The organism is Geodermatophilus sp. SYSU D00696 (assembly GCF_054050235.1).
In genome coordinates this window covers 18,903-44,436 of record NZ_JBJGYY010000040.1, presented here as the reverse complement: position 1 = coordinate 44,436, position 25,534 = coordinate 18,903, and the positions used below count along the sequence as shown (strand labels likewise).

Here is a 25,534-nt window from a genome sequence, read left to right as displayed (position 1 = left end):
CTGGGGTCGTCAGTGCCGGGGTCGGCTTTGAGGGCGCGGGTGCTACCCCGGGGCCGGGGTCGGTGCACTTCGGCGGAAGGGCACCGAGGGGGACTCGCGGGTCCGTGCGCGGCGCGCCGATCCGGGTACCGCAGGTCCCGTGCAGCAGCAGGCCGCCGTGGCCGCCGCCGGCCGGCTGCGTCGGGCGCGCGCCGGCGCGCTGGTGGCGTTCGTGGTGACCGGGCTGGTCTCGGCGAGCTGGTTCGGGCGCATCCCCGCCGTCCAGGGACGGCTCGACCTCTCCGCCGGCGAGCTGGCCGTGGCCGTCCTCGGCGTCGAGGGCGGCGCGGTGCTCGGGCTGTCCCTCGGCGGCGCCCTGGCCACCCGGTGGGGCGGTCGCCGCGCCGCCCAGGTCGGGTTCGTGGTCTACGCACCCGGCGTCCTGGTGGCGGCGCTCGCCCCCGACCTCCTGCTGCTGACCTGCGGCCTGGCGGTCTGGGCCGCGGCGAACAGCGTGCTGGACGTCGCCCTGAACGTGCAGGGCGTCGAACTGGAGCGCCGGGCCGGCCGGCCGCTGCTGTCCGGGCTGCAGGCCGCGCAGGGGCTGGGCCTGCTCGCGGGCGCCGCCGGGGCCACCGCGGCCGCCGCGGCGGACGTGCCGCTGACGGCCCACCTCGCGGCCGTCGCCGCCACGGGACTGGTCGCGGGGCTGGTGGGGACGGCGCCGATGCTGCCCGCCGCCGCTCCCCCGCCGCGCGGCCGCAGCCGGTTCCGCCCGTCGGGGCAGCTGCTGCTCGTCGGCGCGATCGCGTTCTGCGCGTTCCTCGTCGACGGCGCCGCGACCAACTGGGTCGCCGTCTCGCTGGAGGCCGATCACGGCGCGGCGCCCGGAGCGGCTGCCGGCGGGTTCCTGGCGTTCACCGCCACGCTGGTGCTCGGCCGCGCCGTCACCGACCGGGTCCTGCTCCGCTGGTCCCGTGCCCGGCTGGTGCGCGGCTGTGGCGCCGTCGTCGTCCTCGGGACAGTCCTCGTCGTCCTCGCCCCCACCGGCGCCGTCGCGCTGGCCGGCTGGGTGGTGCTCGGCCTGGGGGTCGCGCCGCTGGCGCCCACCGTCCTCGGCGCCGCCCCCGACGCGCGGTCCCGCGCGACGGGTCGGAGCACGCCCCCGCCGGCCGCGATCGCGACCGTCACCACCATCGGCTACGTCGGGTCGTTCACCGGCGCACCGGCCATCGGCGCCCTCGCCGGGCTCGTCGGCCTGTCCCCCGCCCTGGCGCTGATGGCGCTGGCGGGGATCGCGACCGTCCTCCTCGCCCGGTACGTCCCGAGCGGTCGGCCGGTGGACGGCGGAGGGGCGCCCGGCTGGTAGACACAGGAGGTGGCTGCCTCCCGCGACGTGGACGAGTCCTTCCTGGCGCTCCCGCTCTCGGCGCTCACCGAGGCGGCGCTGACCCGGGCGGTCGACCTCGGCTGCGAGCACGCCGACCTGCGGGTGGAGCGGATCCGCACCCAGTCGATCACCCTGCGCGACGCGCGGCTGGAGGCGCTGGCCACCGGCGAGGACCTCGGGCTGGCCGTCCGCGTGGTGCACGAGGGCACCTGGGGGTTCGCCGCGGGCGTCGTCCTGACCGCGGCCGAGGCGGTCCGGCTGGCCGAGCAGGCGGTCGCCGTCGCGGAGGTGTCCGCGGCCCTCGCCACCGACCGGGTGGAGCTCGCGCCCGAGCCCCGGCACGAGGGGACCTGGGTGTCGGCCTACGACGTCGACCCCTTCGACGTCCCCGACGCGGAGAAGACCGCCCTGCTGACCGAGCTGTCGGAGCGGCTGCTGGCCGCCGACGGCGTCGAGCACGTCCAGTCGGGCTGCACGCACGTCAAGGAGCAGAAGTACTACGCCGACACCACCGGCACCCGCACCCGGCAGCAGCGGGTGCGCATCTCCCCGGAGTTCACCGCCCTGACCGTCGACCGGACGACGGGCGCGTTCGAGAGCATGCGGACACTCGCCCCGCCGGTGGGCCGCGGCTGGGAGTACCTGACCGACGGCCGCTACGACTGGGACGGCGAGCTGGCGGAGATCCCCGAGCTGCTGCGGGAGAAGACCAAGGCGCCGTCGGTGGAGCCGGGCCGCCACGACCTCGTCGTCGACCCGTCCAACCTGTGGCTGACCATCCACGAGTCGGTCGGGCACGCCACCGAGCTGGACCGGGCGCTGGGCTACGAGGCCGCCTACGCCGGCACCTCCTTCGCCACCGTCGACGGGCTGGGCAGCCTGCGCTACGGCTCGGAGCTCATGCACGTCACCGGCGACCGCACCGTCGAGCACGGGCTGTCGACGATCGGGTGGGACGACGAGGGCGTCGAGGCGCAGCGGTGGGACATCGTCCGCGACGGCGTGCTGGTCGGCTACCAGGTCGACCGCAACACCGCGCGGCTGGGCGGGATGGCGCGCTCCAACGGCTGCGCGTTCGCCGACTCGCCGCGGCACGTGCCGGTGCAGCGGATGGCCAACGTCTCGCTGCAGCCGGCCGCGGACGGCCCCGACCTCGAGGGCCTGATCGGCGGGGTCGAGCGCGGCATCTACGTCGTCGGCGACAAGAGCTGGTCGATCGACATGCAGCGCTACAACTTCCAGTTCACCGGCCAGCGCTTCTACCGCATCGAGGGCGGGCGGCTCGCCGGGCAGCTGCGCGACGTCGCCTACCAGGCGACGACCACGGACTTCTGGGGCTCGATGCGCGCCGTCGGCGGCCCCTCCACCTACCGCCTCGGCGGGGCGTTCAACTGCGGCAAGGCCCAGCCCGGGCAGGTCGCGCCGGTCAGCCACGGCTGCCCGGCGGCGCTCTTCGAGGGCGTCACCATCCTCAACACGGTCCAGGAGGGCGGGCGATGAGCAGCCAGCTGACCGCACAGCAGCTGGTCGAGAAGGCGCTGGCGGCGTCGACCGCCGACGGGTGCGTCGTCTTCGTCGTGGAGAGCACCGAGGCGAACCTGCGGTGGGCGTCGAACAGCCTGACCACGAACGGGGCGATGCGCTCGCGCCAGGTCGTCGTCGTGTCGTTCGTCGACGGCGGCCAGGGCATGGCCACGGGCACCGTCGCCCGGACCGGCACGCCCGACGTCGCCGAGCTGGTGGCCGCGAGCGAGCAGGCCGCCCGCGACGCCGGGCCGGCCGAGGACGCCGTCCCGCTGGTCACCGAGGCCCCGGCGGGCAGCGGGGACTGGGACGCCGACCCCGCCGAGACCTCCATCGAGGTGTTCGCCGAGTTCGCGCCCGCGCTGGGCGAGGCGTTCGGCGCCGCCCGCGACCGCGGCGACCTGCTGTTCGGCTACGCCGAGCACGCCATGACCACCACCTACCTGGGCACCTCCACCGGCCTGCGGCTGCGTCACGACCAGCCCACCGGCCGGGTGGAGCTCAACGGCAAGAGCACCGACTACGCCCGCTCGGTGTGGTCCGGCGTGGGGACCCGCGACTTCCGCGACGTCTCGGTGGCCGGCCTCGCCGCCGACGTCGAGCGCAAGCTCGGCTGGGCGCAGCGCCGCGTCGACCTGCCCGCCGGGCGCTACGAGACGGTGCTGCCGCCGTCGGCGGTGAGCGACCTGATGCTCTACGCCTACTGGACGATGGAGGCCCGCGACGCCGACGAGGGCCGCAACGTGTTCGCCCGCAAGGGCGGCGGCAACCGGATCGGCGACCGGCTGGCCGCGCTGCCGCTGACCCTGCGCAGCGACCCGCACGCCCCGGGGCTGGAGGCGGCGCCCTTCCAGGTGGTCGGCGCCTCGTCGGGGTCGGCCAGCGTGTTCGACAACGGCATGGCGACGCCGGCCGTCGACTGGATCCGCGACGGCGTCCTCACCAACCTGGTGCGGCCGCGGGCGTGGGCGCTGAAGACCACCGCGCCGGCCGTCGCCGCCGTCGACAACCTCGTCCTCGAGTCGCCGGAGGGCACGGCCACCCAGGACGAGATGGTGGCCGCCACCGACCGCGGGCTGCTGCTGACCACGCTCTGGTACATCCGCGAGGTCGACCCGCAGACGCTCCTGCTGACCGGGCTCACCCGCGACGGCGTGTTCCTCGTCGAGGGCGGGGAGGTGACCGGCGCGGTGAACAACTTCCGGTGGAACGAGTCGCCGGTGGACCTGCTGGCGCGGATCACCCAGGTCGGCCGCACCGAGCGCACGCTGCCGCGGGAGTGGAACGACTGGTTCACCCGCGCGGCGATGCCCCCGGTGCGCGTGCCGGACTTCAACATGAGCTCGGTGTCGCCGGCCAGCTGACGCGGGCCGGTTGCAGGACTGCTCACGGGCGCGGCCTTGCCGGCGTTCCTCGTGCGTTGCCGGTGCCGCAGCGCCCGCACCGCGCGAGGAACCCCGGCAGCGCAGGGTGCCGGGCGAGCGCACGCCCGTAGGGTGACGCCGGTCACGACGGGCGGGGCACCAGGAGGCGCGACGTGCGCGTCGGCATGCGGATCCGGTACGACGGCGGCTTCCGGCAGGTCGCGGAGGAGATCGGCGAGCTCGAACGCGCCGGCCTGCAGCTCGTCTCGGTCGCCGAGGCCTACAGCTTCGACGCCGTCAGCCAGCTCGGGTACCTCGCCGCGGTCACCGAGCGGATGGAGCTGACCAGCGGCATCCTGCAGGCCTTCACCCGCACGCCGACCCTGACCGCGATGACCGCGGCCGGCTTGGACATGGTCTCCGGCGGCCGCTTCACCCTGGGCCTGGGGGCCAGCGGGCCGCAGGTGGTCGAGGGGTTCCACGGCGTCCGCTACGACGCGCCGCTGGCCCGGCAGCGCGAGATCGTCGAGATCTGCCGGATGGTCTGGCGCCGGGAACGGGTCGTGTACGCCGGGCGCCGGTACACGATCCCCCTGCCGCCGGACCAGGGCACCGGCCTCGGCAAGCCCCTGAAGCTCGTCAACGTCCCCGTGCGCGAGCGGATCCCGATCACGATCGCCGCCATCGGGCCGAAGAACGTCGAGCTCACCGCCGAGATCGCGGAGGGCTGGGAGCCGATCTTCCTCGTCCCCGAGCGGGCGGCCGAGACCTGGGGCGCCGCGCTCGCCGCCGGCACGGCACGGCGGGACCCGGCCCTGGGCCCGCTCGACGTCCGCGTCGGCGTCCCCTGCGCGATCGGCGAGGACCTCGGCGACCTGCGCGAGCGCTCCCGGGCCGACCTCGCGCTCTACGTCGGCGGGATGGGCGCCCGCGGCAAGAACTTCTACCACGAGCTCGCCGTCCGCTACGGCTACGCCGAGGCCGCGGCCACCGTGCAGGACCTCTACCTCTCCGGCCGCCGGGAGGAGGCGGCCGCGGCGGTCCCCGCGGAGCTGGTCGCGGCCACCTCGCTGGTGGGTCCCCGGGCATGGGTGGCCGAGCGGCTGGCCGCACTCCGCGACGCCGGCGTCACCACGCTCGTCACCTCCCTCGTCCAGCCCGACCGCGCCGGCCGGCTGCGCACCGTCGAGCAACTGCGGGAACTGGCGCAGGACCTGTGACCGGCGGGCCCCCGCGCGGCGTCGGCTAGCGTCCGGCCCCGGGCGCTCCGCCGTGGAGCGCGGCGAGGAGGCGTCCAGTGACCGAGGCGAGCGGGGCCGGCGTGCCCGAGGGCCTGACCGTGGCGGTGCTGGGAGGCACCGGCCCGCAGGGGCGCGGCCTGGCCCGGCGGTTCGCCGCCGCGGGCGTGCGGGTGGTCCTCGGCAGCCGGGACCCGGGGCGGGCCGCCGCCACCGCCGCCGACCTCGCGGGCGCCACCGGCGGCGAGGTCGCAGGCGCCGACAACCACGGCGCGGCCCGGGCCGGCGACGTCGTCGTCGTGGCGGTGCCCTGGGAGGGGCACGAGCACCTGCTGACCGCCGTGCGCGAGGAGCTCACCGGGAAGATCGTGGTCGACTGCGTCAACCCGCTCGGCTTCGACAAGCAGGGCGCCTACGCGATCCCGGTCGAGGAGGGCTCGGCCGCGCAGCAGGCCGCGGCGCTGCTCCCGGACAGCCGCGTCGTCGCCGCGTTCCACCACGTGAGCGCCGTCCTCCTCGAGAACCCGGAGGTGGCCGAGGTCGACACCGACGTCCTGGTGCTCGGGGACGACCGCGAGGCCACCGACCTGGTGCAGGCGCTGGCCGGTCTGGTGCCGGGCATGCGCGGGATCTACGCCGGCCGGCTGCGCAACGCCCGCCAGGTGGAGGCGCTCACGGCCAACCTGATCAGCGTCAACCGGCGGTACAGGGCGCACGCGGGGCTGCGGGTCACCGACGTCTGAGACGCCGGCCCACGCGTGAGGCGCCTGTGACGCACGACGACGAAACGGCGTGTCATACCGCAGGGGTGATGCCCTCAAACACGGTTCGCGGATTACTTTTCGGCGCAACCGCAGCAGGCCTCCGGGATCCCGGGGGTGTCGAGGGGAGCACCCGATGACCCGCACGCAGAAGCCCTCCGTGTTCCAGGTGGGCCAGATCTGGGACGACGGCCGGACGGTCGTCGTGTCCGGGTGGGGCATCGGTCTGTGCGCCTCCGCCTGCGCCTGCCACCGCTCGCCGCAGGGCGGGCACCTGTCCATCGACGAGGACCAGGCCGGCGGCACGCTGGGCCTGCGCTGCTTCGACGAGGACGGCTGCGACTGCTGCGAGCCGTGGACCGCGGACGAGCTGTCGGCCGTCCTGCGCGACCTGCAGCGGGTGTCCGGCCTCGACGCCCAGGAGCCCCTGGCCGGCTGATCGAAGGACCCCTCTGCCCCCACCGCTCGCACGCTCGCGGTGGGACCCTGCAGAGGGGCCGGTCCAGCACCTCACCTGCTCGGCGCGGGACCCTGGAGGGTGGCCGTTCCGGCACGTCACCACCGCCGGTCTTTCGGGGACGTCCACACGGGTACCGGCGCCGCATGCTGGGACGAGCGGCTGTGCGCGGTGCCCTGGCCGGACTGGCCGGCACCGCGGCGATGACCCTGGCCGAGAAGGCCGAGCAGCAGGTGACCCGGAGGCCGGACTCCTACGTGCCCGGGCGCACGCTGACCGCGCTGGCCACGCGGCGCCGTCTGCCCGGGTCGGCGCGCCCGTTCGTCCGCAACCACCTCATGCACTGGGGCACCGGTGCCGCCGTCGGCGCGCTGCGCGGCGTCTGGTCGGCCAGCGGGCTGCGCGGCTGGCGCGCCTCGGCCTGGCACACCTCGGTCCGGCTGGCCACCGACCAGACCCTCGAGAACGCCACCGGCGTCGGCGACCCGCCGTGGACGTGGTCCCGCCGCGACCAGGTCGTCGACCTCGCCGGCAAGGCGCTCTACTCCTTCGTCACCGGCGCGGTCGCCGACGCCCTCGTCCCGCTCGCTCCCGACCGGCGCCGCAGCATCGCCCCCTGACAGGACCGGCCCTCCCCGCGACGTACGGGGCGGGTGGGACGAACGGGACGCACGGGGTCCCGCCCGTCCCGATCACCGCGCGCCCTGCACACGCTCCGCTCACCACCTCCCTACGGTCCGTACCGACCAGAGCGGGCCGCCCGGCGAGGCGGCAGGGGGAGGCCGATCGTGCAGCGCAACCGGACGACGGGACGCCGCTGGACGGGTGCGGTCCTGGCCGCCACCGGCCTGGTGGCCCTCGTGCTCGTGCCCGGGTCGGCCGCCGCCGCGCCGTCGACCGCGGCGGAGGCCGAGCGGCTGGTGGAGGAGGCCGGCCGGCAGCTGACCACGCTCGACGAGCAGGTGCACCAGGCCGAGCTCGCCGTCACCGCCCAGCAGCAGGCCGCCGCCGACGCCGACCGCACCGCCGACGAGGCCGAGGCCACGCTGGCCCGCTACGAGCCGGCGATCCGCGCCATCGCCCAGAGCGGCTACACCGGCACCACCCGGTCCCGGGTGGCCGCGTTCCTCGGCAGCGACTCCGCCGACGACCTGGTCGCGCAGATGACGATGATCGACCTCATCGCCGACCACACCGACGGCGTCCTCACCGAGGTGGCCGCCGCGCAGGCCCGTGCGGCCGAGACCCGCGCCGCGGCGGAGGTCGCCGCCGCCGAGGCCACCGCGTCGCTGCGCACGCTGCAGGAGCAGCAGGCCCAGGTGCAGGAGCAGATCGACCAGTACGAGGCCGACTTCGCGCGGCTGTCGGCGGCCGAGCAGGCGCGGGTCACCGCCGCGCTGGCCGGGCCGGTCCTGGCCGCGCCGTCGGCCGCCGCGGCCACGGCCGGAGCACCCGGTCCCGCGGCCGCCACCGCCGTCGAGACGGCCCTCGCCCAGCTCGGCGACCCCTACGTGTGGGGCTCCTCCGGTCCCGACGGCTTCGACTGCTCCGGGCTGACCCAGTACGCCTACGCCGCCGCCGGGATCTCCCTGCCGCACTCGAGCCGGGCGCAGTCGACGATGGGGACGCCGGTGTCGCGGGCCGAGCTGCTGCCCGGCGACATCGTCTACTTCTACTCGCCGGTCAGCCACGTGGGCCTCTACATCGGCGACGGCAAGATGGTGCACGCCCGCACCTTCGGTCAGCCGGTCGCGGTGACCAGCGTCGACCAGGCGGGGTACCGCGGCGCCGTCCGCGTCGCCTGACGGAGGACCCCCGTCCTCCCCACCCTTCGCACGCTCAGGGTGGGCCCCTGGACGGGGGCCGTTCCAGCACCTCGCCCTCAGTTCGGCCGGCGGCCCTCGGCGAGCATCTGCACGGCCGCGGCCACCCGCCGGGCCCGCGTGGCCGCGGTGGCGGCGGTGTGCACCCGGAACAGGACGGCGAAGCGGTTCTGCGAGTCGAGGGCGTCGAAGGCCGCCCGGGCGGCGGGCTCGGCGTCGAGCGCGGCGGCCAGGTCGTCGGGGACGGTGACGGTGGCCGGGCCGGCGTAGGCGCGCTCCCAGCGGCCGTCGGCCTGCGCGGCCGCCACCTGGGCCAGCCCCGCCGGGCGCATCCGGCCGGCCTCGACCAGCCGGGCGACGGCCTCGACGTTCCTCTGCGACCACACGCTGCGCGGCCGCCGCGGCGTCACGCGGATCAGATAGGACCGCTCGTCGAAGCGGTTGGACCGGCCGTCGATCCACCCGTAGCAGAGCACCGACTCGACCAGCTCGGCGTAGGTCAGCGACGGGACGCCGGCGCCCTTCCTCGCCAGCTTCACGTACAGGCCGGGCGCGGTGGCGTGCTCGGCCTCCAGCCACTCCTCGAAGGCGGCCTGGTCGGGGAAGGCCAGCACGGGCAGGTCGGTCGGCACGGTCACGGGCGCCGATCCTGGCCGCGGTCCCGGGTGCCGTCCAGGGGTCGGGTGTGCTGGGGTGGGGCCGTGGCGGACAACTACATCGCTCAGCTGGACTTCGGCGCACCGGCCATCGACGACGAGGCGTTCGTCGCGCCGACGGCGGTGGTGGTCGGCGCGGTGACGATGGGCCCACGCTCGAGCATCTGGTACGGCGCGGTCGCGCGCGCCGACCACGAGGTCATCGAGATCGGCGAGGGCTCGAACGTCCAGGACGGCAGCACGCTGCACTCCGACCCCGGCTTCCCGCTGGTCATCGGCCGCGGCGTGACCGTCGGCCACCGGGTCGTGCTGCACGGCGCGCGCGTCGACGACGACGTCCTGGTCGGCATGGGCAGCATCGTCATGAACGGCGCGCACATCGGCTCCGGCTCGATCGTGGCCGCGGGCGCCGTCGTCACCCAGGGCACCGAGGTGCCGCCCGGCTCGCTGGTGGCCGGCGTCCCGGCGAAGGTCATCCGGCAGGCCACCGACGACGACCTGACCCACATCCGGCTCAACGCGCAGAGCTACACCGAGCGGCTGCCCGCGGCGCGGAAGGTGCGGCCGGTGGTGCGCCGCCCGCTGCCCCCGGCCGGGCACATCCCGGGCGACGCCGCGGACTAGCGGAGGGCCCCCTGCGCAGGGGGCCGTTCCATCACCTCACCAGGTGCGCGACGGCGGCGCGCACCTCCTCCAGCGGCAGCGCCATCGTCGCGTCGCCGACGGCGAGCTCCACCCGCAGCACCGCCGGGTCGCCGGTGGCCGCCGGCGCGGGCCAGGTCCACAGCCCCTCCTCGGCGAGCTCGCGGGCGGCGTCCCGGAAGGCCTCGGGCGTCGTCTCGAGCAGCAGGTGCAGCATCGGCGTCTGCGGCGGGTCGGGCACCACCCGCACGCCGGGCAGGTCGCGCACGCAGCGCGCCACCTCGTGCGCCCGCTCCAGGTAGGCCGGCATCAGCGGCAGCCGCTGCCGCAGGCAGCTCAGCGCCGAGGCCGCGCCGGGCCACAGACCGAACAGCGTGCCGCCGAGCCGGTGCCGCCACTCGCGCACCTCGGCGACGGCGTCGGCCGGCCCGGCCAGGCAGCACCCTGCCAGCGCGCCGAGGCCCTTGTAGAAGCTGACGTAGACGGTGTCGAAGGGGGCGGCGAGGTCGGCCGGCGGCATCCCGTAGCCCGCGGCGGCCTCCCACAGCCGGGCGCCGTCGAGGTGGGCCACGGAGTGCACGTCGTGCGCCCACGCCGTCTGCTCCACGACGTCGTCCCACGGCGGCAGCTGCCCGCCGAGGTCCCGCTGGGGCAGCTCCACCACCAGCGCGGCCGGGGGCTCGGCGACGGCGTCGAGGTCGGCGCGCAGCAGCAGCCGGTTGCGGTCGCCGACCGGCCGCGGGACCAACCCGTGCAGCCGCTCGAGCGCCCCGCCCTCGTGCTGGAACAGGTGGCACTGGGGATGGGCGACGACGGTGCGCCGCAGGGTGCGCCCGGCGTGCACCCGCAGCGCCGCCTGCTGCGCCATCGTGCCGCTGGGCAGGTACACCGCCGCGGGCTTGTCCAGCAGGGCGGCCACCTCGTCCTCGAGCTCGGCGACGACGCCGCCGCTCCCGTACCGGTCGACCGCGGTGTCGGCGGGGACGGTGGCCAGCAGCTCCGCGGCCCGCACCGGCCCGTGTCCGGACAGCGCCCGGTCGCAGGTGGCGCGCAGCTCCTCGAGGTCGGTCACGCGCGCCAGTCTGCCGAGATCCCGTGATCTCGCCCGTCCGGGCCCCCGTGAGCGGGGGGGGGGGGGGGGGGGGGGGGGGGGGGGGGGGGGGGGGCGCCGGGGGGGCTCCGCCCCGCCCCCCCCCCCCCCCCCCCCCCCCCCCCCCCCCCCCCCCCCCCCCCCCCCCCCCCCCCCCCCCCCCCCCCCCCCCCCCCCCCCCCCCCCCCCCCCCGGGGGAGGGGAAGCGGGACCTCAGGTGCCCAGCAGCTCGCGCACCAGCGCGCCGACGGCGTCGGCCTCGACGAGGAAGCCGTCGTGCCCGTACGGCGAGGACAGCACCCGCAGCGGCACCCCGAGCGCGTCGGCCACCCGCTGCTGCAGCCCCAGCGGGTAGAGCCGGTCGCTGTCGACCCCGGCCACGACGGCGCGGGCCGTCACGCGGGCCAGCGCCGCCTCCACGCCGCCGCGGCCGCGGCCGACGTCCCAGGTGTTCATCGCCTCGGTGAGCACCACGTAGCTGCCGGCGTCGAAGCGGCGGGCGAGCTTGTCGGCGTGGTGGTCGAGGTAGGAGGCGACGGCGAAGCGGCCGTCGTCCTGGACCGTGGCGCCGAACCGCTCCTCGAGCTCGAACGCGCTGCGGTAGGTGAGGTGCGCGATCCGCCGCGCGACACCGAGGCCCGCGACCGGTCCCGGACCCGGGAGGTGGTCACCGCCCGCCCACGCGGGGTCGGCGCGGATGGCGGCCTGCTGGGTGGTCTGGGTGCCCAGCTGGTCGGCGGTGACCGCGGCACCCGAGGCGAGGAAGAACAGCCCGGCCACCCGGTCGGGCAGCGCGACCGCCCACTCCAGCGCCCGCATGCCGCCCATCGACCCGCCGACGACGGCGGCCCACCGGCGGACGCCGAGCGCGTCGGCCAGCGCGGCCTCGACCAGCACCTGGTCAGCGACGGTCACCTCGGGGAACCGCGATCCCCACGGGCGGCCGTCGGGCGCCGTCGACGACGGCCCGGTGGTGCCCTGGCAGCCGCCGAGCACGTTGGCGCAGACGACGAAGAGCCGGTCGGTGTCCAGCGGCGCGCCCGGCCCGACCAGCGGCGCCCACCAGCCCGGCGTCGGGTGGCCGGGTCCGGCGGGGCCGGTGACGTGGCTGTCGCCGGTCAGCGCGTGCTCGACCAGCACCGCGTTGCCGCCGTCGGGCGCGAGCGTCCCCCACGTCTCGTAGGCGACCCGGACGCCGGGCAGCACCCCGCCGCGCTCCAGCCGGACCGGGCCGTCCAGGTCGAGGAACAGCCGGTCCCCGGTGGGGTCGCCGTCGCGCCACCCGCCGGTGTGCGGCGGGGTGAGGGACGCCGGGGCGTCCCTCACCCCCGTCACGTCAGGCCCCCTTGGCGCTGCGGAACCCGGCCTCGAGGTCGGCCAGGATGTCCTCGATGCCCTCCAGGCCGGCGGCCAGCCGCACCAGACCGGGCGTGACGCCGGTGGTCAGCTGCTCCTCCGCGGTCAGCTGCGAGTGCGTCGTGGACGCCGGGTGGATGACCAGGCTGCGCACGTCGCCGATGTTGGCGACGTGGCTGTGCAGCTCCAGGCCCTCGACGAACCGCCGGCCGGCCTCGATCCCGCCGCGGATCTCGAAGGCGAGCACCGCCCCGGCGCCCTTCGGGGCGTAGCGCTGGTGGGCGGCGTACCACGGCGAGGACGGCAGGCCGGCGTAGTGCACCGACTCCACCTCGTCGTGGGCCTCGAGGAACTCGGCCACCCGCTGGGCGTTGGCCACGTGCCGCTCCATCCGCAGCGACAGCGTCTCGATGCCCTGGACGACCAGCCAGGCGTTGAACGGGCTGATCGCCGGGCCGAGGTCGCGCAGCAGCTGCACCCGGGCCTTGAGCGCGTAGGCCGGGGCGCCGAGGTCGGCGTAGACGACGCCGTGGTAGGTCGGGTCCGGCGTGGTGAAGCCGGGGAACTTCCCGCTGGTCCAGTCGAAGCCGCCGCCGTCGACGATGAGCCCGGCGATCGCGGTGCCGTGGCCGCCGAGGTACTTGGTGGCCGAGTGGACGACGACGTCGGCGCCGTGCTCGAGCGGGCGCACCAGGTAGGGCGTGGCGATGGTGTTGTCGACGATCAGCGGCACGCCGTTGCGGTGGGCCACCTCGGCGACCGCGGCGATGTCGAGGACGTCGCCCTTGGGGTTGCCGATCGACTCGCCGTAGAACGCCTTGGTGTTCTCGCGGACGAGCGCCTGCCAGTTCTGCGGGTCGTCGGGGTCCTCCACGAAGGAGACCTCGACGCCGAGCTTGGGCAGCGAGTGGTGCAGCAGGTTGTACGTGCCGCCGTAGAGCGAGGCGGAGGCGACGACGTGGCTGCCGGCCTCGGCGACGTTGAGCAGTGCGAGGGTCTCCGCCGCCTGGCCGCTGGCCACCGCGAGCGCCGCGACCCCGCCCTCGAGGGAGGCCACGCGCTGCTCGAGCGCGTCCTGCGTGGGGTTCATGATCCGCGTGTAGATGTTGCCCAGCTCGGCCAGCGCGAACAGGTCCGCGGCGTGCTGGGTGTCGCGGAACTGGTAGCTGGTGGTGGCGTAGATGGGCAGCGCCCGGGCGCCCGTCGTGGGGTCGGGGCTGGTGCCGGCGTGGATCTGCCGGGTCTCGAAGCTCCAGCTCTTCGGGTCGGTCACGCGCCGTCTCCTCTCGCTCCGGAGGACCTGCGGCGCACAGGTGCTCCGTCCTTGCCGGGCAGCGGGCGCCGCACGGCCGGCTCTTCCCCTGGGAGCACCTCAGACGGAGGAAGAGGTTGCCGGGCAGCAAGCCAGGTGCTTCGCGCTGCCTCTCGTGAGCCTGCCCCGACGATAGCCCAGGTCAGCGGCGGTCGTTCCCGGGGTGCACGCGGGCGAGCGCGGCCCGGGCGTCGTCGTCGAGGCGCCGCACCAGCTCGGCGGCGGGGACGGCCTCGGCCAGGCGGTGCGCCTGCCCGGCCCACATGCTCTGCCCCCCGGGGTCGCCGGCCCGCCGGGCCGCCGCGCGCAGCGGCGAGGTCAGGTGGTGGACCTGGGGGTAGGCCGCCGGGGCGGCGGGGGAGTGCTCGGTGAGGAAGCGGTTGACCAGCCCGCGGGCGCGCCGGCCGCTGAAGGCGCGGGTCAGCGCCGTGCGCCCGGAGGTGGTGAGCGCCTCGCGGTGCGCCGGGGCGGTGCCCGCCTCGGGGCAGCGGAGGAACGCCGTGCCCAGTTGCGCGGCCTCCGCCCCGGCCACCAGGACCGCGGCGACGGCGGCGCCGTCGGGGATCCCGCCGGCGGCGACCAGCGGCAGGTCGACGGCCCGGGCGACGAGGCGGAGCAGCGGCAGCAGCCCGTACTCGCCCTCGCCGTCCCGGTCGGACGGTCCGCCCCGGTGCCCGCCGGCCTCGATGCCCTGCACGACCAGCGCGTCGGCGCCGCCGTCGCGGGCCGCGACCGCCTCCTCGGGGGTGGTGACGGTGACGAGCACGGTGGACCCGGCGGCGTGCAGCGCGGCGACCACGTCCGGGCGGGGCAGGCCGAAGGTGAACGAGACCACCGGCACCCGCTCCTCGGCGAGCAGGGCGACCTTGTCCTCCCAGGCGTCGTCGTCGGCCCGGGGCTCGCCCAGGTCGACGCCCCAGCGCCGGGCCTCGGGCCGGAGCCGCTCGGCGTAGCGGCGCACGGCGTCGGCGTCGGCCGGCGGTCCGGGCAGGAAGACGTTGACCGCGAACCGCTGCCCGGTCAGCGCCCGGACGGCGTGCACCTCCTCGCGCACCGCCGACGGCGTCCGGTACCCGGCAGCGAGGCAGCCCAGCCCGCCCCCTTCGGACACCGCAGCCGCGAGCGCGGGCGTGGAGGGCCCGCCGGCCATCGGTGCCTGCACGACCGGCCGGCGCAGTCCCAGGACCATGCCGCTCATCCTCCGCCCGTCCGGGTCAGCCGGGCGGGGAGACGGTCGTCGGTCCCGACCCGGGCGTCGTCGCCGGCCCGCGGGTGGTCGTCGGGACCGGCTCGGACGGCGTCTCCCCGGTCGTGCCGGCCGGGGGCTCCGTCGTCGGCGGGGCGGTCTCCTCCGGCGTGGTCGCCGGCGCCTCGCTGGTTGGGTCCGCGGTGGTGGGCGCCTCGGTGGTGGGCGCCTCGGTGGTGGGGGCCTCGGTGGTGGGGGCCTCGGTGGCGGGCGGCGTGGTGCCGGCCGGCGCGGGGGCGGGCGTGGTCACCGTCGTGGTGCCCGCCGGGTCGGTGCCGGCCGGGGCGGGCCGCACGTAGAGGTAGAGCAGGCCCAGGCCGAGGAAGAGCAGGACCAGCACCACGGTCGAGGTGCGGGCCCGTCCGATGTGGCCGGGCGTGCGGCGCAGGACGGACAGGCCGAAGCGGCCGCGGGCGGCCGGGTCGCCGCCGGAGCCGGGTCCGCCGGTGGGCTCGGCGGGGCGGGGGGCGCCGGGGACGGTCACGGCTTCGCCGCCGGCGCGGGGCGAACGGGCAGGGCAGCCGGCTCGGGACTCGGCGTCAGCGTCAGCCCGGCGCGGGCGAAGGCCAGCACGATCCGCTCGCGCAGGTCGCGGCCCACGTCGAACTGCCGCCCGGGCAGGGTCCGCGCCACCACCCGCACGTTGACCTGCTCGAGGTCGATGCTCTCCACGCCCATGACGCTGGGCTCGTCGAGCAGCAGCCGGCGCAGCCCGGCGTCGGCGAAGGCCTCCCGGCCGACCTCGTGGAGGATCTCGTTGACCCGGGTGACGTCGGCGCTGGTCGGCACGGGGACGTCGACCACCGCGCGCGCCCAGTCGCGGGAGAGGTTGACGACCTTGACGATCTGCCCGTTCGGGAGGGTGACCACCTCGCCGTCGGCCGAGCGCAGCCGGGTGATCCGCAGCGTGACGTCCTCGACCGTGCCCTCGGCCGGGTCACCGCCGCCGACCACCTGGATCGAGACGACGTCGCCGAAGCCGTACTGCCGCTCGGTGATGAGGAAGAACCCGGCCAGGACGTCGCCGACGATGCGCTGCGCGCCGAAGCCCAGCCCGACGCCGAGCACGGTGGCCGGCGCCACCAGCCCGGTGACCGGGACGCCGAGGCGGGCGAGCACGTAGAAGACCGCCACCGCGTAGACCATGACGATCAGCGCCCAGGTGATCACCTGGGTCAGCGAGTGCCGGTGCTTGGCGGCCTCCGAGCGGACCAGCACGTCGCCGTCGGTGGAGCGCGCGTCGATGCGGTCGGTGATCCGCGTGCCCACCCAGGTGATGAAGCGGGCGATCAGCACCGAGCCGAGGATGATCAGCACGATCTCCAGGCCGCGGCCGGCGAGCCAGTCGAGCAGGTCGGTCAGCGGCCCCATGGCGGTCAGGTCCTCCGTCCGTGTCGCGTCCTGCCCCCATCCAACCGGTCCGCCCGGGCGGGCCGCTCAGCGCGGCTCGACGAACAGCGAGGCGACCGAGCGGCCGACCCGCCCCTCCGTGTCGTAGAGGTCGGCCGCGCACTGCCCGATCCCGGTGGGCCCCAGCGTGGTGACGGCGTCCATCGCCAGCCACTGCCCGGCCGGCTGCCGGAACAGCGCGACGACGAGGTCGACGTTGGCGAAGGTGGCCTGCGACCAGTCCAGCGCCGCGGAGATGCCGCTGGCCGCGTCGGTCATCACCAGCAGGTGCTGCAGCGGCGTGATCGGCTCGCCGTCGACGAGGGCGCACAGCGGCCGGGTCCACGTCGCGGCCGGGCCGGTCCCTCTGATCGAGCCGCCGGCCTCGCGCCACTCCAGCGACCGGTGGTAGGCGACCTCCTGGCGGAAGACCGAGAACGCCGCGGGCCGGCCGTCCTGCGGCCCGACCGGGAACCGCTGCGGCGGGTGCGCGGCGGCGGCGGAGTCGCGGGCGCGCATCCGCCAGGCGGTCAGCCGCATCACCGGCCGCCCGCCGGCCTGAAGCGTCGCCTCGACCAGCTCGATCCGGCGGCCCGGGCGCAGCACCCGCGCGCCCACCCGCACCGGGCCCACCGGCACCGGGCCGAGGACGTCGAAGGCCAGCCGCACCGGCTGGCCGCCGTCGATCCCGCCGGTGCGCTCGACCTCGCGCGCCAGCAGCGCGGCGGGCGGGCCGGCGTGCTGCAGGCCCGGGTCCCACGGCCCGATGGTCAGCGCGGTGGCGGCGAACCCGTCGCCGTCGTTGAGGTAGAAGGCGGGGGGCAGGTCCACGCCGGGCAGTCTCGCCGGGTGCCGCCCGGTCAGCTGCGGCGGGTCAGCCACGCCGCCGTGGCGACCCACACGGCGGCCGCGCCCGCGGCGGTCCCCCACAGCCAGCGCAGCGACTGACCCTCGGTCGACAGCGCCAGCAGGGCGGCCACGACGCACACCGCGCCGGCCAGCGGCGTGGAGCGCAGCAGCGTGCCGACCGTGTCCGGCCCGGGGACCGCGAAGAAGAGCACCGCCGCCATGACGAGCAGCAGCGCGCACAACGCGCCCAGGTAGGCCGCCGTCACCCCGGCCTCCGCGGGCAGCGTGACCGCGCCCAGGCCGCCGGCCGCCGCGCCGAGCGCGAGCCAGGTGAGCAGCCGGCGACGGCGGCGGGACCAGGGCGGCCGGGGTTCGCTCACGCCGTCGAGGGTGCCCGGCGTCCCCGGGCGCCACGCGCGCGATGAGTTCCGCGGCACCGGGCCGTCTCCCCTCGCGACGGGCCCGCCGGGCCCCCGACGGACGGAGTGCCCCGTGCGCATGGTCTTCCTCAACCTGCCGGTCGCCGACGTGGCGGCCAGCCGCGCCTTCTACACCGTGCTCGGCTTCTCGATCAACGAGCAGTTCTCCGACGACTCGTCGGCCTCGGTGGTCGTCAGCGACACGATCTTCCTCCAGCTGATGACCCGCGAGAAGATGCGCGGCTTCGTCCCCGACGGGACGCAGGTCGCCGACCCGCGGGCGGCGACGGCGGCGCTGTACGCGCTCTCCTGCGAGAGCCGCGAGGAGGTCGACCAGCTGGTGGAGAAGGCCCTCGGCGCCGGTGGCGGGCGCTGGATGCCGGCCCAGGACCACGGCTTCCTGTACGGCTCGAGCTTCACCGACCCCGACGGCCACGTCTGGGAGGTCATGTGGATGGACCCGGCTCAGGGACAGTGACCCCCCGGTAGGCGGCGTTTGCCGCTACGCCCGCTACAGTCGGACGGGTGCCGCCCATCCGCCGGCCCGCCGTCGGCTACCTGCTCACCCTCGCCGCGGCGGGCCTGTTCGCCGTCAACGGCACGGTGTCCACGCTGGCGCTGCGGGCCGGCGTCCCGCCGACCTGGCTGACGGCGATGCGCTGCGCCGGTGCGGCGGCCGGGCTGCTGGTCGCGCTCGCGGTCCTCGCGCCGCGGCGGCTGCGGCTGACCTGGCGCGAGGTGCCGCTGGTCGCCGCGTTCGGCGTGGTCGGCGTCGCCCTGACGCAGTTCCTGTACTACGTCGCCATCGGGCGGCTGCCGGTCGGTATCGCGCTGGTCTTCGAGATGACCGCGCCGGTCTGGATCGCGCTGTGGGTGCGGCTGGTGCGGAAGGAGCCGGTGCGCCCGCGCATCTGGCTGGCGCTGACGCTGTCACTGGGCGGCCTGGTGCTGGTCGCGCAGGTGTGGCAGGGCGGGGGCTCGCTGGACCTGCTCGGCGTCGTCGCGGGCCTGGCCGCGGCGGTCTGCCTGGCCACCTACTACCTGCTGGGCGAGCGCGGCACGGCCGAGCGCGACCCGGTGGCGCTGACCTGCTGGAGCTTCGTGACCGCGGCGTTGTTCTGGGCGGTCGCCGCGCCGTGGACGCCCTTCGACCCCGCCGTCCTCGCCGACCGGGTGCCGGTCTCGCTGGGTGCGGTGGCGCTGCCGCTGTGGGTGCTGGTGCTGTGGATCGTCGTCCTGGGGGCGATCACGCCGTTCTGGCTGTCGATCGCCGCGCTGCGGCACCTGCCGCCCACGACCGCCGGGCTGGTGGCCACGATCGAGCCGGTGTTCGCCTCGCTGGTCGCGTGGCTGTGGCTGGAGCAGGTGCTCACCGGCTGGCAGGTCCTCGGCGGGCTGGTCGTCCTCGGCGGCATCGCGCTCGCCCAGACCGCCCGCGCCCGCGCCCGTCCGGCGCCGGCGCCCCTCCCGGAGACGCCGGCGCCGCTGCCCTCCTAGGTCACCTTCCGGGCGTCGCGCAGCCAGCCGGCCAGCCGTTCCATGTAGCGGGCCTGGGCGGCGTGGTCCATGCCGATGTACTCCCACGGGTGCACCTGTCCGGCCTGCACGGCCGGCAGCAGCCGGTAGGTGGGCTGGCCGGACATCTGCTCGGGCGTCATCGCGCCGCGCAGCGAGTACAGCAGGACGTCGCTGGGGTGCTGCGGCACGCTCTCCCAGCCCGCCGTCTGCCAGAAGTACCCCTCGCCGCCCGGGTCGACGAACCGGACGCCGAGGTCCCGGTAGAGGCGCAGCGACGGGTCGTCGGCGGCCTTGGCCATGTAGAAGCCCTCGTCGGGGTAGGCCGCCACCGGCAGCACGGTGACGCCGGAGGAGGCGGCCTCGGTGAGTACGGCCGACGCCTGCTCGTAGGCCTGCCGGGCCGCGCTGGCCTCCGGGCCGTCCAGGTCGGCTCCGAGCGCCCCGGCCAGCTCGGCGGTGCGCTCGATGACGTCGGCGGCCGACCCGCGCCAGGCGATCGCGATCACCGGGGCGATCCGCGCGACCTGCTCCTGCTGCTCCAGCGACTCGAACCCGTACAGCGGCTGGGTCCCGTCCAGCGTCCCCTCGGAGTCCACCGGGTAGACCGTGGTCACGACGACGTCGGGATCGGCGGCGGCCAGCGCCTCGAGGTCGATCGCGCCGTAGCTCTCGCCGACGATCTCCACCCCGGACAGGTCGCGCCCCTCGAACTGCACGTCGTCGGCGGCCGAGGTCTGGCCGAAGGTCGCCACCGGCTCGATGCCGAGGTTCCACAGCGACGACGCGACGTAGTTGAGGCCGGCGACCCGCTCGGGCCGCGCGTCGAGCTCGACGGTGGTGCCGACGTCGTCGGTGAACGACCAGCCCGGCCCGGACGAGGCGGCCGCCTGGGTGTCCTCGGCGGTCGAGCAGGCGCTCGCGGCGAGCAGCGCGGTGAGCGCCAGGGCGGCGCCGAGCGCGCGCGGGGGTCGGGACACGGGGTCTCCTCGCAGGTCGGGCAGGGGGACTCCCCTGCGGGCAGCGGAGAGGTTAGCCTTGCCTTACTCGCGGTCCGCCCGGGCCGTCCGACCGGGAGAGCGGAGACCGCAGTGACCACGACCGAGACCGCGACGACCGAGGCCCCGGCCGCCGCGCTGCCGCAGTGGCTGTTCTTCGAGACGGTCGTCGCGCGGGTGCGCCCGCTGGGCCCGTCGATGGTCCGGGTCACCCTCACCGGGCCGCGGCTGGGCGGGTTCGGCGTGGCCGGTGACGACCAGCGGGTCAAGCTCGTCCTCGCCCCCGACCCGAGCGCGCTGGCCGAGCTGCACGCCGCCGGCTCCGAGTGGTACCCCGCCTGGTGCGCGCTGCCGGAGGAGCGCCGGCCGGTGCTGCGCACCTACACCGTGCGCGCGGCGCGGCCGGAGGTGGCCGAGGTCGACCTCGACGTCGTCCTGCACGGCGTCGACGACGGGCACGCCGGCCCGGCCGCGACCTGGGCCGCGCACGCCGCGCCGGGCGACCCGGTCGTGCTCATGGGCCCGGATCGGCCCGGTCGCGGCCGCGCCTGGGGGGTCGAGTGGGCGCCGCCCGCGACCGCGCGCTGCCTGCTGCTGGCCGGCGACGAGACCGCCGTCCCCGCGGTCGGCGCGATCCTGGAGTCCCTGCCGACCGGGCGGCGCGCCGTCGCCGTCCTGGAGGTGCCGCAGGCCGGCGACGTGCAGGACCTGCGGCTGCCCGAGGGAGTGAGCGTGCGCTGGCTGGCCCGCGCCGACCGCCCGCGCGGCGAGCTGCTCGTCCCCGCCGTCCACGCCGCGCTGGTCGACCTCGGCGTCGCCGCGGCGCCGGGCGCCGCCCCGGAGGACGTCGACCTCGATGCCGAGCCGCTGTGGGAGGTCCCCGAGGACCCGGAGGCGGGCGCGGGCTGCTACGCGTGGCTGGCCGGTGAGGCCGGGGTGGTCAAGCGGCTGCGCCGGCACCTGGTCGCCGACCTCGGCGTCGACCGGCGCGCGGTGGCGTTCATGGGCTACTGGCGCGAGGGCCGCTCGGAGTCCTGACGGGATGCCGTTCCACGATCAGGGTCCCTGATCGTGGAGCGTCCTCCCCCACGGTGGGACGAGAGGGAGGACGCCCGGGGATCAGGGACCCTGATCCCCGGTCAACCCCCCGCGGGGTCAGCGGAGGCGGCGGACCGGGACCACCATCGGCGTGCCGGTCACCGGGTCGGGCACCACGCGGGCCTCGAGGTCGAAGACGTCGGCCAGCAGCTGCTCGGTCAGCACCTCGTGCGGCGTGCCCGACGCGACCAGGACGCCGTCGCGCATGGCCACCAGCCGCTGCGCGTACCGGGCGGCGAGGTTGAGGTCGTGCAGCACGACGACCACCGTGCGGCCCCGCTCGGCGTGCAGCCGGGACACCAGCTCCAGCACGTCGATCTGGTGGGAGAGGTCCAGGTAGGTCGTCGGCTCGTCGAGCAGGAGCAGGTCGGTCTGCTGCGCCAGCGCCATGGAGATCCAGGCCCGCTGCCGCTGCCCGCCGGAGAGCTCGTCGACCGGGCGGTCGCCGAGGTCGGCCATGTCGGTCCAGGCCAGCGCCTCGGCGACGACGGCCTCGTCCTCGCGCGACCACTGCTGCAGCCAGCTCTGGTGCGGGTGCCGGCCGCGGGCGACCAGGTCGGCCACGGTCAGGCCGGCCGGCGCCACCGGCGTCTGCGGCAGCAGGCCGAGGACGCGGGCCACCTCGCGGGTCGGCGTCCTCGCGATCGACCGGCCGTCGAGCAGCACCCGGCCGGCCGCCGGGCGCAGCAACCGGCCCAGCGCGCGCAGCAGCGTGGACTTGCCGCAGCCGTTGGGGCCGACGATCGCGGTGAACGAGCCGTCGGTGAGGGTGAGGTCGAGCCCGTCGACGACCACCCGGTCGTCGTAGGCCAGGCGCAGGTCCTCGGCGGCCAGGCGGACCGGGGGGACGGGGGTGGGCACGTGCACGGGCGCCTCGGAGGTGGAGGTGGTCATGCGGGGGTCCGCCTCCCGCGGACGAGCAGCCAGAGGAGGTAGGGCGCGCCGACGGCGGCGGTGAGGATGCCGACCGGGAGCGCCTCGGGCAGGACGGTGCGGGTGAGCAGGTCGGCGCCGGTGACCAGCGCGGCGCCGAGCAGGCCCGAGGCCAGCAGCGGCGGCCGCGAGCCCCCGGTCAGCCGGACGGCGATCTGCGGCACGACGAGCGCCACGAACGCGATCGGACCGGCCGCGGCCACCGCCGCCGCGACCAGCAGGACCGCGACGACGACCACCGCCGCCTGTGCCCTGGCCAGCCGGACGCCGAGACCGCGGGCGGTGTCGTCGCCGAACTGCAGGACGCCCAGGACGCGCCCGGCGGCCAGCGCGAGGGGGACCAGCACCGCGAGGGAGAGCGCCAGCTGCGCGGCCTGGTCCCAGGTGCGGGCGTTGAGCGAGCCGGTGATCCACACGTACGCGGCCGCGGCGTCGTAGATCTCCGCGCGGGTGAGCAGCCAGTCGGTGAGCGCCTGGCCGGCGGTCCACAGCGCGATGCCCACCAGCACGAGGCGGAAGCCGTCGAGCCCGGCGCGCCAGGCGAGGACGAACAGCAGGGCACCCGCGACCAGCGCACCGAGCAGCGCGGCCAGCGGCACCCCGAGGCCGCCGAGCAGCGCGCCGGCCGAGCCGCTGCCGCCGAGCACGATCGCCGCGACCGCGCCGACCGAGGCGCCCTGGGTGATGCCGAGGACGTCGGGGGAGGCCAGCGGGTTGCGGGCGAAGGTCTGGAACAGCGCCCCGGCCAGGCCCAGCGCCAGGCCCACCAGCACCCCGACCAGCGTCCGCGGGGCACGCAGCTCCAGCACGATGAACCGGTGGCTCTCCACGCCGGCGCCCACCAGCGTCCGCAGCACGTCACCGATGCCGAGGGGGTAGTCGCCGCGGCCCAGGCTGGCCGCCGCCAGCAGCACGACGACGGCGAGCGCGGCCAGCGGGACGACGACCGAGCGCCAGCGGAACCGCGCCGAGACCGGCCCGATCCGCACCGTGACCGCGCGGCCGGCCGGGCGCCCGCCGGGCTCGGGCGGCGTCGTCTGCCGGACGGCGTCGACGGAGGCGGTCACGGCTCGGCCCTCACAGTGTCGCCGTCCGGCGGCGGCGGACCAGCGCCACGAAGAACGGGCTGCCGACGAGCGCGAGCACGATGCCCACCTGCAGCTCACCGGGGCGGGCCACCACCCGGCCGACGACGTCGGCGGAGAGCAGCAGCACCGCGCCCAGCAGGCCGGAGCAGGGCACCAGCCACCGGTGCGCCGGCCCGGTGAACGCCCGGACCACGTGCGGCACCACCAGCCCGACGAAGGCGATCGGGCCGCAGGCGGCGGTGGCCGCGCCGGCCAGCAGGGTGACCGCGGCCAGCCCGAGCCCGCGGGCCAGCCACACCCGCTGGCCCAGGCCGCGGGCGACGTCCTCGCCCATGCCGAGCAGGTCCAGGGCGGGCGCGTTGAGCAGCGCGAGCACCAGGCCGGCGGCGATGAACGGCGCCACCTGCCAGGCGACGTCGGCACCGCGGCCGGCCAGCGCGCCGACCACCCAGAACCGGAAGGCGTCGAGGGAGTCGGAGTCGCTGACCAGCAGTGCCCGGACCAGCGCGAACAGCAGCGCGGACAGCGCCGCCCCGGCCAGCGCGAGGGTGACCGGGGTGGCCCCGCCCTTGCCCGCCGAGCCGAGCACGAACACGGCGACCGTGCCGGCCAGGGCCCCGGCGAAGGCGAACCACACGTAGCCCGACGGCGTCCCGACGCCCAGCAGCGTGATCGCCAGGACGACGGCGAACGAGGCCCCGGCGGTGATGCCCAGCAGGCCGGGGTCGCCCAGCGGGTTGCGGGTGTGGCCCTGCATCAGCGCGCCGGAGACGCCGAGCGCGGCGCCGACCATGAGGCCCAGCGCCGTCCGCGGGACCCGCAGGTCCCAGACGATCACTGCCTCCTCGGTGCCCAGCGAGCGGTCGGTGAGCGCGGTCCAGACGGTGCCCAGGCCCAGCGGGCGGGTGCCGATCGCGATGCTCGCCGCACAGGCGACGACGACCAGCCCGGCCAGGACGAGGACGCCGAGCACGCGGCGCCGGGTGCGGGTGGCGCGGGCCGGGCGCCCGACGGTCCCCGGGGTCGCCGCAGGGGGGCGGGTGGCGCTGGGGACGGGCACCGGCGAGCTCCGGACGGCGGGGGCTAGGTGAGGCTCACCTTAGTCCGTGGCCGGACGGTGTGCTCACCCGTCCAGCCGGCGGCTCCCTGCGCGCCACTCCTCCTCCACCCCGACCTGGCCGGGTGCCACGCCCGCCGCGGGCAGCTGCGGCCGCTCGCGCAGGCTGCGCTTGAGCTCGGCGAAGCCCGGGAAGCGGGCCAGGCCCACCACGTGGTCCCACAGCTCCGCCGCGCGGTCCTCCGCGGGCACCCGGCTGATCACCGGGCCGAAGAACGCGATGCCGTCCGGCGGCTCGAAGTGCAGGATCGGCGTGCCGACGTCGCGGCCGGTCAGGCTCAGTGCCTCGTCGGTCTCGGCCTGCAGCACGCCGTCCCAGCGGTCGTCGTCGAGCGCGGCGGCCAGGTCCCGCGGCAGCCCGGCCCGGTCGAGGACCGGCTCCAGGTAGGCGGCGGTGCCGCGCCGGGCCGCGGTGCCGGGACGGTCGGGCTCGGTCTCGAACACCCGCTGCCCGAGGTGCTCGTAGAGGACGCCGACCGCCGCCCGCCCGTGCTGCTCGCGCGTCTGCGCGAACACCCGCAGCAGCCGCAGGCCCGCGGTGTGGCCCTCCTCGTACTCGGGCGGGAAGTGCGCGGCGTAGTCGACGTGCGCGTTGAGCAGCCGCAGCGAGATCAGCCGCCAGTCGACGTCGTAGGCGCGCTGCGCGGCGACCAGGCGCACCCACCTGCTGGTCAGCCAGGCGAAGGGGCAGACGGGGTCGAAGTAGAAGTGCAGGTCGGCCACGGCTCCATGCTGCACCTGCCGCCGCGGTCCCGTGCCTTCATCGCGACATCGGCTGCGCCCCGCGGGGCCTCAGCTCGGCAGGAGGGCCTCGATCGCGGTGCGGACCTCGGGTGCGCCCGGGTCGGTCGTCGGCCGGAACCGCGCGACGACCGCGCCGTCGGCGTCGACCAGGAACTTCTCGAAGTTCCACTGCACCGGGCCGGCCTCGCCGTTCGCGTCGGCGGCCGTGGCCAGCCGCTGGTACACCGGGTGCGCTCCCTCCCCGTTGACCTCGATCTTGTCCGTCATGGGGAACGTGACGCCGTAGGTGGCCGAGCAGAAGCCGGCGATCTCCTCGGCGGTGCCCGGCTCCTGTCCGGCGAACTGGTTGCAGGGCAGGCCGACGACGGTGAACCCGCGGGGGCCGTACTCGCGCTGCAGCTGCTCGAGCTGGGTGTACTGCGGGGTCAGGCCGCACCGGCTGGCCACGTTGACCAGCAGCGCCGGGCGGCGGCCGGTCAGCTCGCCGAGCGTGGTGTCCTCGCCCTGCAGGGTCGCGACGGGCAGGTCGAGCAGGTCGGTCACGGG

General features: G+C 76.5%; 27 protein-coding genes and 1 riboswitch. Of the genes, 12 read left to right on the top strand and 15 right to left on the bottom strand.

Features of this window, described 5'->3' with window-relative positions; translation table 11 throughout:
• Positions 1–139: 139 nt before the first annotated feature.
• The 8 genes from ACI79O_RS20340 (at position 140) to ACI79O_RS20305 (ending at position 8,518) form a co-directional block, all read left to right on the top strand.
• Positions 140–1,348 carry a hypothetical protein gene (locus ACI79O_RS20340; protein WP_456915034.1) on the top strand — a complete coding sequence of 403 codons (1,209 nt, stop codon included), beginning with the start codon at positions 140–142 and terminating at the stop codon, positions 1,346–1,348.
• A gap of 9 nt (positions 1,349–1,357) precedes the next feature.
• Positions 1,358–2,869, top strand: a complete 1,512-nt coding sequence (locus ACI79O_RS20335; protein ID WP_456915032.1) for a TldD/PmbA family protein — start codon at positions 1,358–1,360, stop codon at positions 2,867–2,869.
• The gene (locus ACI79O_RS20330; RefSeq protein WP_456915031.1) at positions 2,866–4,257 is read left to right on the top strand and encodes a metallopeptidase TldD-related protein; all 1,392 of its coding nucleotides are present in this window, start codon (positions 2,866–2,868) and stop codon (positions 4,255–4,257) included. The genes ACI79O_RS20335 and ACI79O_RS20330 overlap by 4 nt, the downstream gene beginning before the upstream one ends.
• 173 nt (positions 4,258–4,430) lie before the next feature.
• Entirely contained in the window at positions 4,431–5,477 is a 1,047-nt protein-coding gene (locus ACI79O_RS20325; protein ID WP_456915030.1) for an LLM class F420-dependent oxidoreductase, read from the top strand.
• A gap of 77 nt (positions 5,478–5,554) precedes the next feature.
• Positions 5,555–6,238 carry an NADPH-dependent F420 reductase gene (gene npdG, locus ACI79O_RS20320; RefSeq protein WP_456893418.1) on the top strand — a complete coding sequence of 228 codons (684 nt, stop codon included), beginning with the start codon at positions 5,555–5,557 and terminating at the stop codon, positions 6,236–6,238.
• Positions 6,239–6,392: 154 nt separating this feature from the next.
• Positions 6,393–6,695, top strand: coding sequence for a hypothetical protein (locus ACI79O_RS20315; protein ID WP_456876943.1), 303 nt, complete (start codon positions 6,393–6,395; stop codon positions 6,693–6,695).
• Positions 6,696–6,877: 182 nt separating this feature from the next.
• On the top strand, positions 6,878–7,333 hold the full coding sequence (locus tag ACI79O_RS20310; protein ID WP_456893416.1) for a hypothetical protein: 456 nt from the start codon (positions 6,878–6,880) through the stop codon (positions 7,331–7,333).
• Positions 7,334–7,501: 168 nt separating this feature from the next.
• Positions 7,502–8,518 carry a C40 family peptidase gene (locus ACI79O_RS20305; RefSeq protein WP_456893414.1) on the top strand — a complete coding sequence of 339 codons (1,017 nt, stop codon included), beginning with the start codon at positions 7,502–7,504 and terminating at the stop codon, positions 8,516–8,518.
• A gap of 77 nt (positions 8,519–8,595) precedes the next feature.
• On the opposite strand, the gene ACI79O_RS20300 is transcribed toward ACI79O_RS20305, so the two are convergent.
• Positions 8,596–9,174, bottom strand: a complete 579-nt coding sequence (locus ACI79O_RS20300) for a YdeI/OmpD-associated family protein (protein WP_456915029.1) — start codon at positions 9,172–9,174, stop codon at positions 8,596–8,598.
• Positions 9,175–9,237: 63 nt separating this feature from the next.
• Between ACI79O_RS20300 and ACI79O_RS20295 the strand changes: the two genes are divergently transcribed.
• A complete protein-coding gene (locus ACI79O_RS20295) occupies positions 9,238–9,816 on the top strand; it encodes a gamma carbonic anhydrase family protein (protein ID WP_456876939.1) in 579 nt (192 codons plus the stop codon).
• Positions 9,817–9,847: 31 nt separating this feature from the next.
• Here ACI79O_RS20295 and ACI79O_RS20290 read toward each other — a convergent pair whose 3' ends face one another.
• The 8 genes from ACI79O_RS20290 to ACI79O_RS20255 all read right to left on the bottom strand — a co-directional run bounded on the left by ACI79O_RS20290 (position 9,848) and on the right by ACI79O_RS20255 (position 17,456).
• Positions 9,848–10,906 (bottom strand): threonine aldolase family protein, encoded by a 1,059-nt coding sequence (locus ACI79O_RS20290; RefSeq protein WP_456893410.1) that lies wholly within the window; start codon positions 10,904–10,906, stop codon positions 9,848–9,850.
• Positions 10,907–11,137: 231 nt separating this feature from the next.
• Positions 11,138–12,259 carry a homoserine O-acetyltransferase MetX gene (metX, locus tag ACI79O_RS20285; protein WP_456892777.1) on the bottom strand — a complete coding sequence of 374 codons (1,122 nt, stop codon included), beginning with the start codon at positions 12,257–12,259 and terminating at the stop codon, positions 11,138–11,140.
• 1 nt (position 12,260) lies between these two features.
• Positions 12,261–13,553 carry a bifunctional o-acetylhomoserine/o-acetylserine sulfhydrylase gene (locus ACI79O_RS20280; protein WP_456892775.1) on the bottom strand — a complete coding sequence of 431 codons (1,293 nt, stop codon included), beginning with the start codon at positions 13,551–13,553 and terminating at the stop codon, positions 12,261–12,263.
• A 42-nt stretch (positions 13,554–13,595) separates the two neighbouring features.
• Positions 13,596–13,713: riboswitch (SAM riboswitch) on the bottom strand.
• A 21-nt stretch (positions 13,714–13,734) separates the two neighbouring features.
• Positions 13,735–14,781, bottom strand: a complete 1,047-nt coding sequence (locus tag ACI79O_RS20275) for a nitronate monooxygenase (protein WP_456892773.1) — start codon at positions 14,779–14,781, stop codon at positions 13,735–13,737.
• Positions 14,782–14,806: 25 nt separating this feature from the next.
• Positions 14,807–15,322, bottom strand: a complete 516-nt coding sequence (locus tag ACI79O_RS20270; RefSeq protein ID WP_456915028.1) for a hypothetical protein — start codon at positions 15,320–15,322, stop codon at positions 14,807–14,809.
• The gene (locus ACI79O_RS20265; RefSeq protein ID WP_456892769.1) at positions 15,319–16,209 is read right to left on the bottom strand and encodes a mechanosensitive ion channel family protein; all 891 of its coding nucleotides are present in this window, start codon (positions 16,207–16,209) and stop codon (positions 15,319–15,321) included. The genes ACI79O_RS20270 and ACI79O_RS20265 overlap by 4 nt, the downstream gene beginning before the upstream one ends.
• Positions 16,210–16,275: 66 nt before the next feature.
• The gene (locus ACI79O_RS20260; protein WP_456915027.1) at positions 16,276–17,058 is read right to left on the bottom strand and encodes a thioesterase family protein; all 783 of its coding nucleotides are present in this window, start codon (positions 17,056–17,058) and stop codon (positions 16,276–16,278) included.
• Between the two features lie 29 nt (positions 17,059–17,087).
• Positions 17,088–17,456 carry a hypothetical protein gene (locus ACI79O_RS20255; RefSeq protein ID WP_456915026.1) on the bottom strand — a complete coding sequence of 123 codons (369 nt, stop codon included), beginning with the start codon at positions 17,454–17,456 and terminating at the stop codon, positions 17,088–17,090.
• Between the two features lie 118 nt (positions 17,457–17,574).
• Between ACI79O_RS20255 and ACI79O_RS20250 the strand changes: the two genes are divergently transcribed.
• Together ACI79O_RS20250 and ACI79O_RS20245 are read left to right on the top strand one after the other, a co-directional pair.
• Entirely contained in the window at positions 17,575–17,973 is a 399-nt protein-coding gene (locus ACI79O_RS20250; protein WP_456892778.1) for a VOC family protein, read from the top strand.
• A gap of 47 nt (positions 17,974–18,020) precedes the next feature.
• Positions 18,021–18,992, top strand: a complete 972-nt coding sequence (locus ACI79O_RS20245; protein ID WP_456915025.1) for an EamA family transporter — start codon at positions 18,021–18,023, stop codon at positions 18,990–18,992.
• Here ACI79O_RS20245 and ACI79O_RS20240 read toward each other — a convergent pair.
• Positions 18,989–19,990, bottom strand: coding sequence for an ABC transporter substrate-binding protein (locus ACI79O_RS20240; protein ID WP_456915024.1), 1,002 nt, complete (start codon positions 19,988–19,990; stop codon positions 18,989–18,991). The genes ACI79O_RS20245 and ACI79O_RS20240 overlap by 4 nt on opposite strands.
• Before the next feature lie 111 nt (positions 19,991–20,101).
• On the opposite strand from ACI79O_RS20240, the gene ACI79O_RS20235 reads away from it, so the two are divergent.
• Entirely contained in the window at positions 20,102–21,046 is a 945-nt protein-coding gene (locus ACI79O_RS20235; RefSeq protein WP_456892760.1) for a siderophore-interacting protein, read from the top strand.
• Between the two features lie 117 nt (positions 21,047–21,163).
• Here the strand turns inward: ACI79O_RS20235 and ACI79O_RS20230 are convergent, their stop codons facing one another.
• The 5 genes from ACI79O_RS20230 to ACI79O_RS20210 all read right to left on the bottom strand — a co-directional run bounded on the left by ACI79O_RS20230 (position 21,164) and on the right by ACI79O_RS20210 (position 25,531).
• Positions 21,164–22,000, bottom strand: coding sequence for an ABC transporter ATP-binding protein (locus tag ACI79O_RS20230; protein ID WP_456892758.1), 837 nt, complete (start codon positions 21,998–22,000; stop codon positions 21,164–21,166).
• Positions 21,997–23,106 carry a FecCD family ABC transporter permease gene (locus tag ACI79O_RS20225; RefSeq protein ID WP_456915023.1) on the bottom strand — a complete coding sequence of 370 codons (1,110 nt, stop codon included), beginning with the start codon at positions 23,104–23,106 and terminating at the stop codon, positions 21,997–21,999. Before ACI79O_RS20225 ends, ACI79O_RS20230 begins: the two co-directional genes overlap by 4 nt.
• Before the next feature lie 10 nt (positions 23,107–23,116).
• Positions 23,117–24,187 (bottom strand): FecCD family ABC transporter permease, encoded by a 1,071-nt coding sequence (locus ACI79O_RS20220; RefSeq protein ID WP_456915022.1) that lies wholly within the window; start codon positions 24,185–24,187, stop codon positions 23,117–23,119.
• A 63-nt stretch (positions 24,188–24,250) separates the two neighbouring features.
• Positions 24,251–24,967, bottom strand: coding sequence for a mycothiol-dependent nitroreductase Rv2466c family protein (locus ACI79O_RS20215; protein ID WP_456915021.1), 717 nt, complete (start codon positions 24,965–24,967; stop codon positions 24,251–24,253).
• A 69-nt stretch (positions 24,968–25,036) separates the two neighbouring features.
• On the bottom strand, positions 25,037–25,531 hold the full coding sequence (locus tag ACI79O_RS20210) for a glutathione peroxidase (protein ID WP_456892750.1): 495 nt from the start codon (positions 25,529–25,531) through the stop codon (positions 25,037–25,039).
• Positions 25,532–25,534: the final 3 nt, after the last annotated feature.

What these genes read in the sequence shown, in the direction of transcription:
- ACI79O_RS20315 (WP_456876943.1), top strand. Translation starts at nt 6,393, where the DNA reads ATGACCCGCACGCAGAAGCCCTCCGTGTTCCAGGTGGGCCAGATCTGG.
- ACI79O_RS20265 (WP_456892769.1), bottom strand. Translation starts at nt 16,209, where the DNA reads ATGGGGCCGCTGACCGACCTGCTCGACTGGCTCGCCGGCCGCGGCCTG.
- ACI79O_RS20230 (WP_456892758.1), bottom strand. Translation starts at nt 22,000, where the DNA reads ATGACCACCTCCACCTCCGAGGCGCCCGTGCACGTGCCCACCCCCGTC.
- ACI79O_RS20330 (WP_456915031.1), top strand. Translation starts at nt 2,866, where the DNA reads ATGAGCAGCCAGCTGACCGCACAGCAGCTGGTCGAGAAGGCGCTGGCG.
- ACI79O_RS20275 (WP_456892773.1), bottom strand. Translation starts at nt 14,781, where the DNA reads ATGGTCCTGGGACTGCGCCGGCCGGTCGTGCAGGCACCGATGGCCGGC.
- ACI79O_RS20250 (WP_456892778.1), top strand. Translation starts at nt 17,575, where the DNA reads ATGGTCTTCCTCAACCTGCCGGTCGCCGACGTGGCGGCCAGCCGCGCC.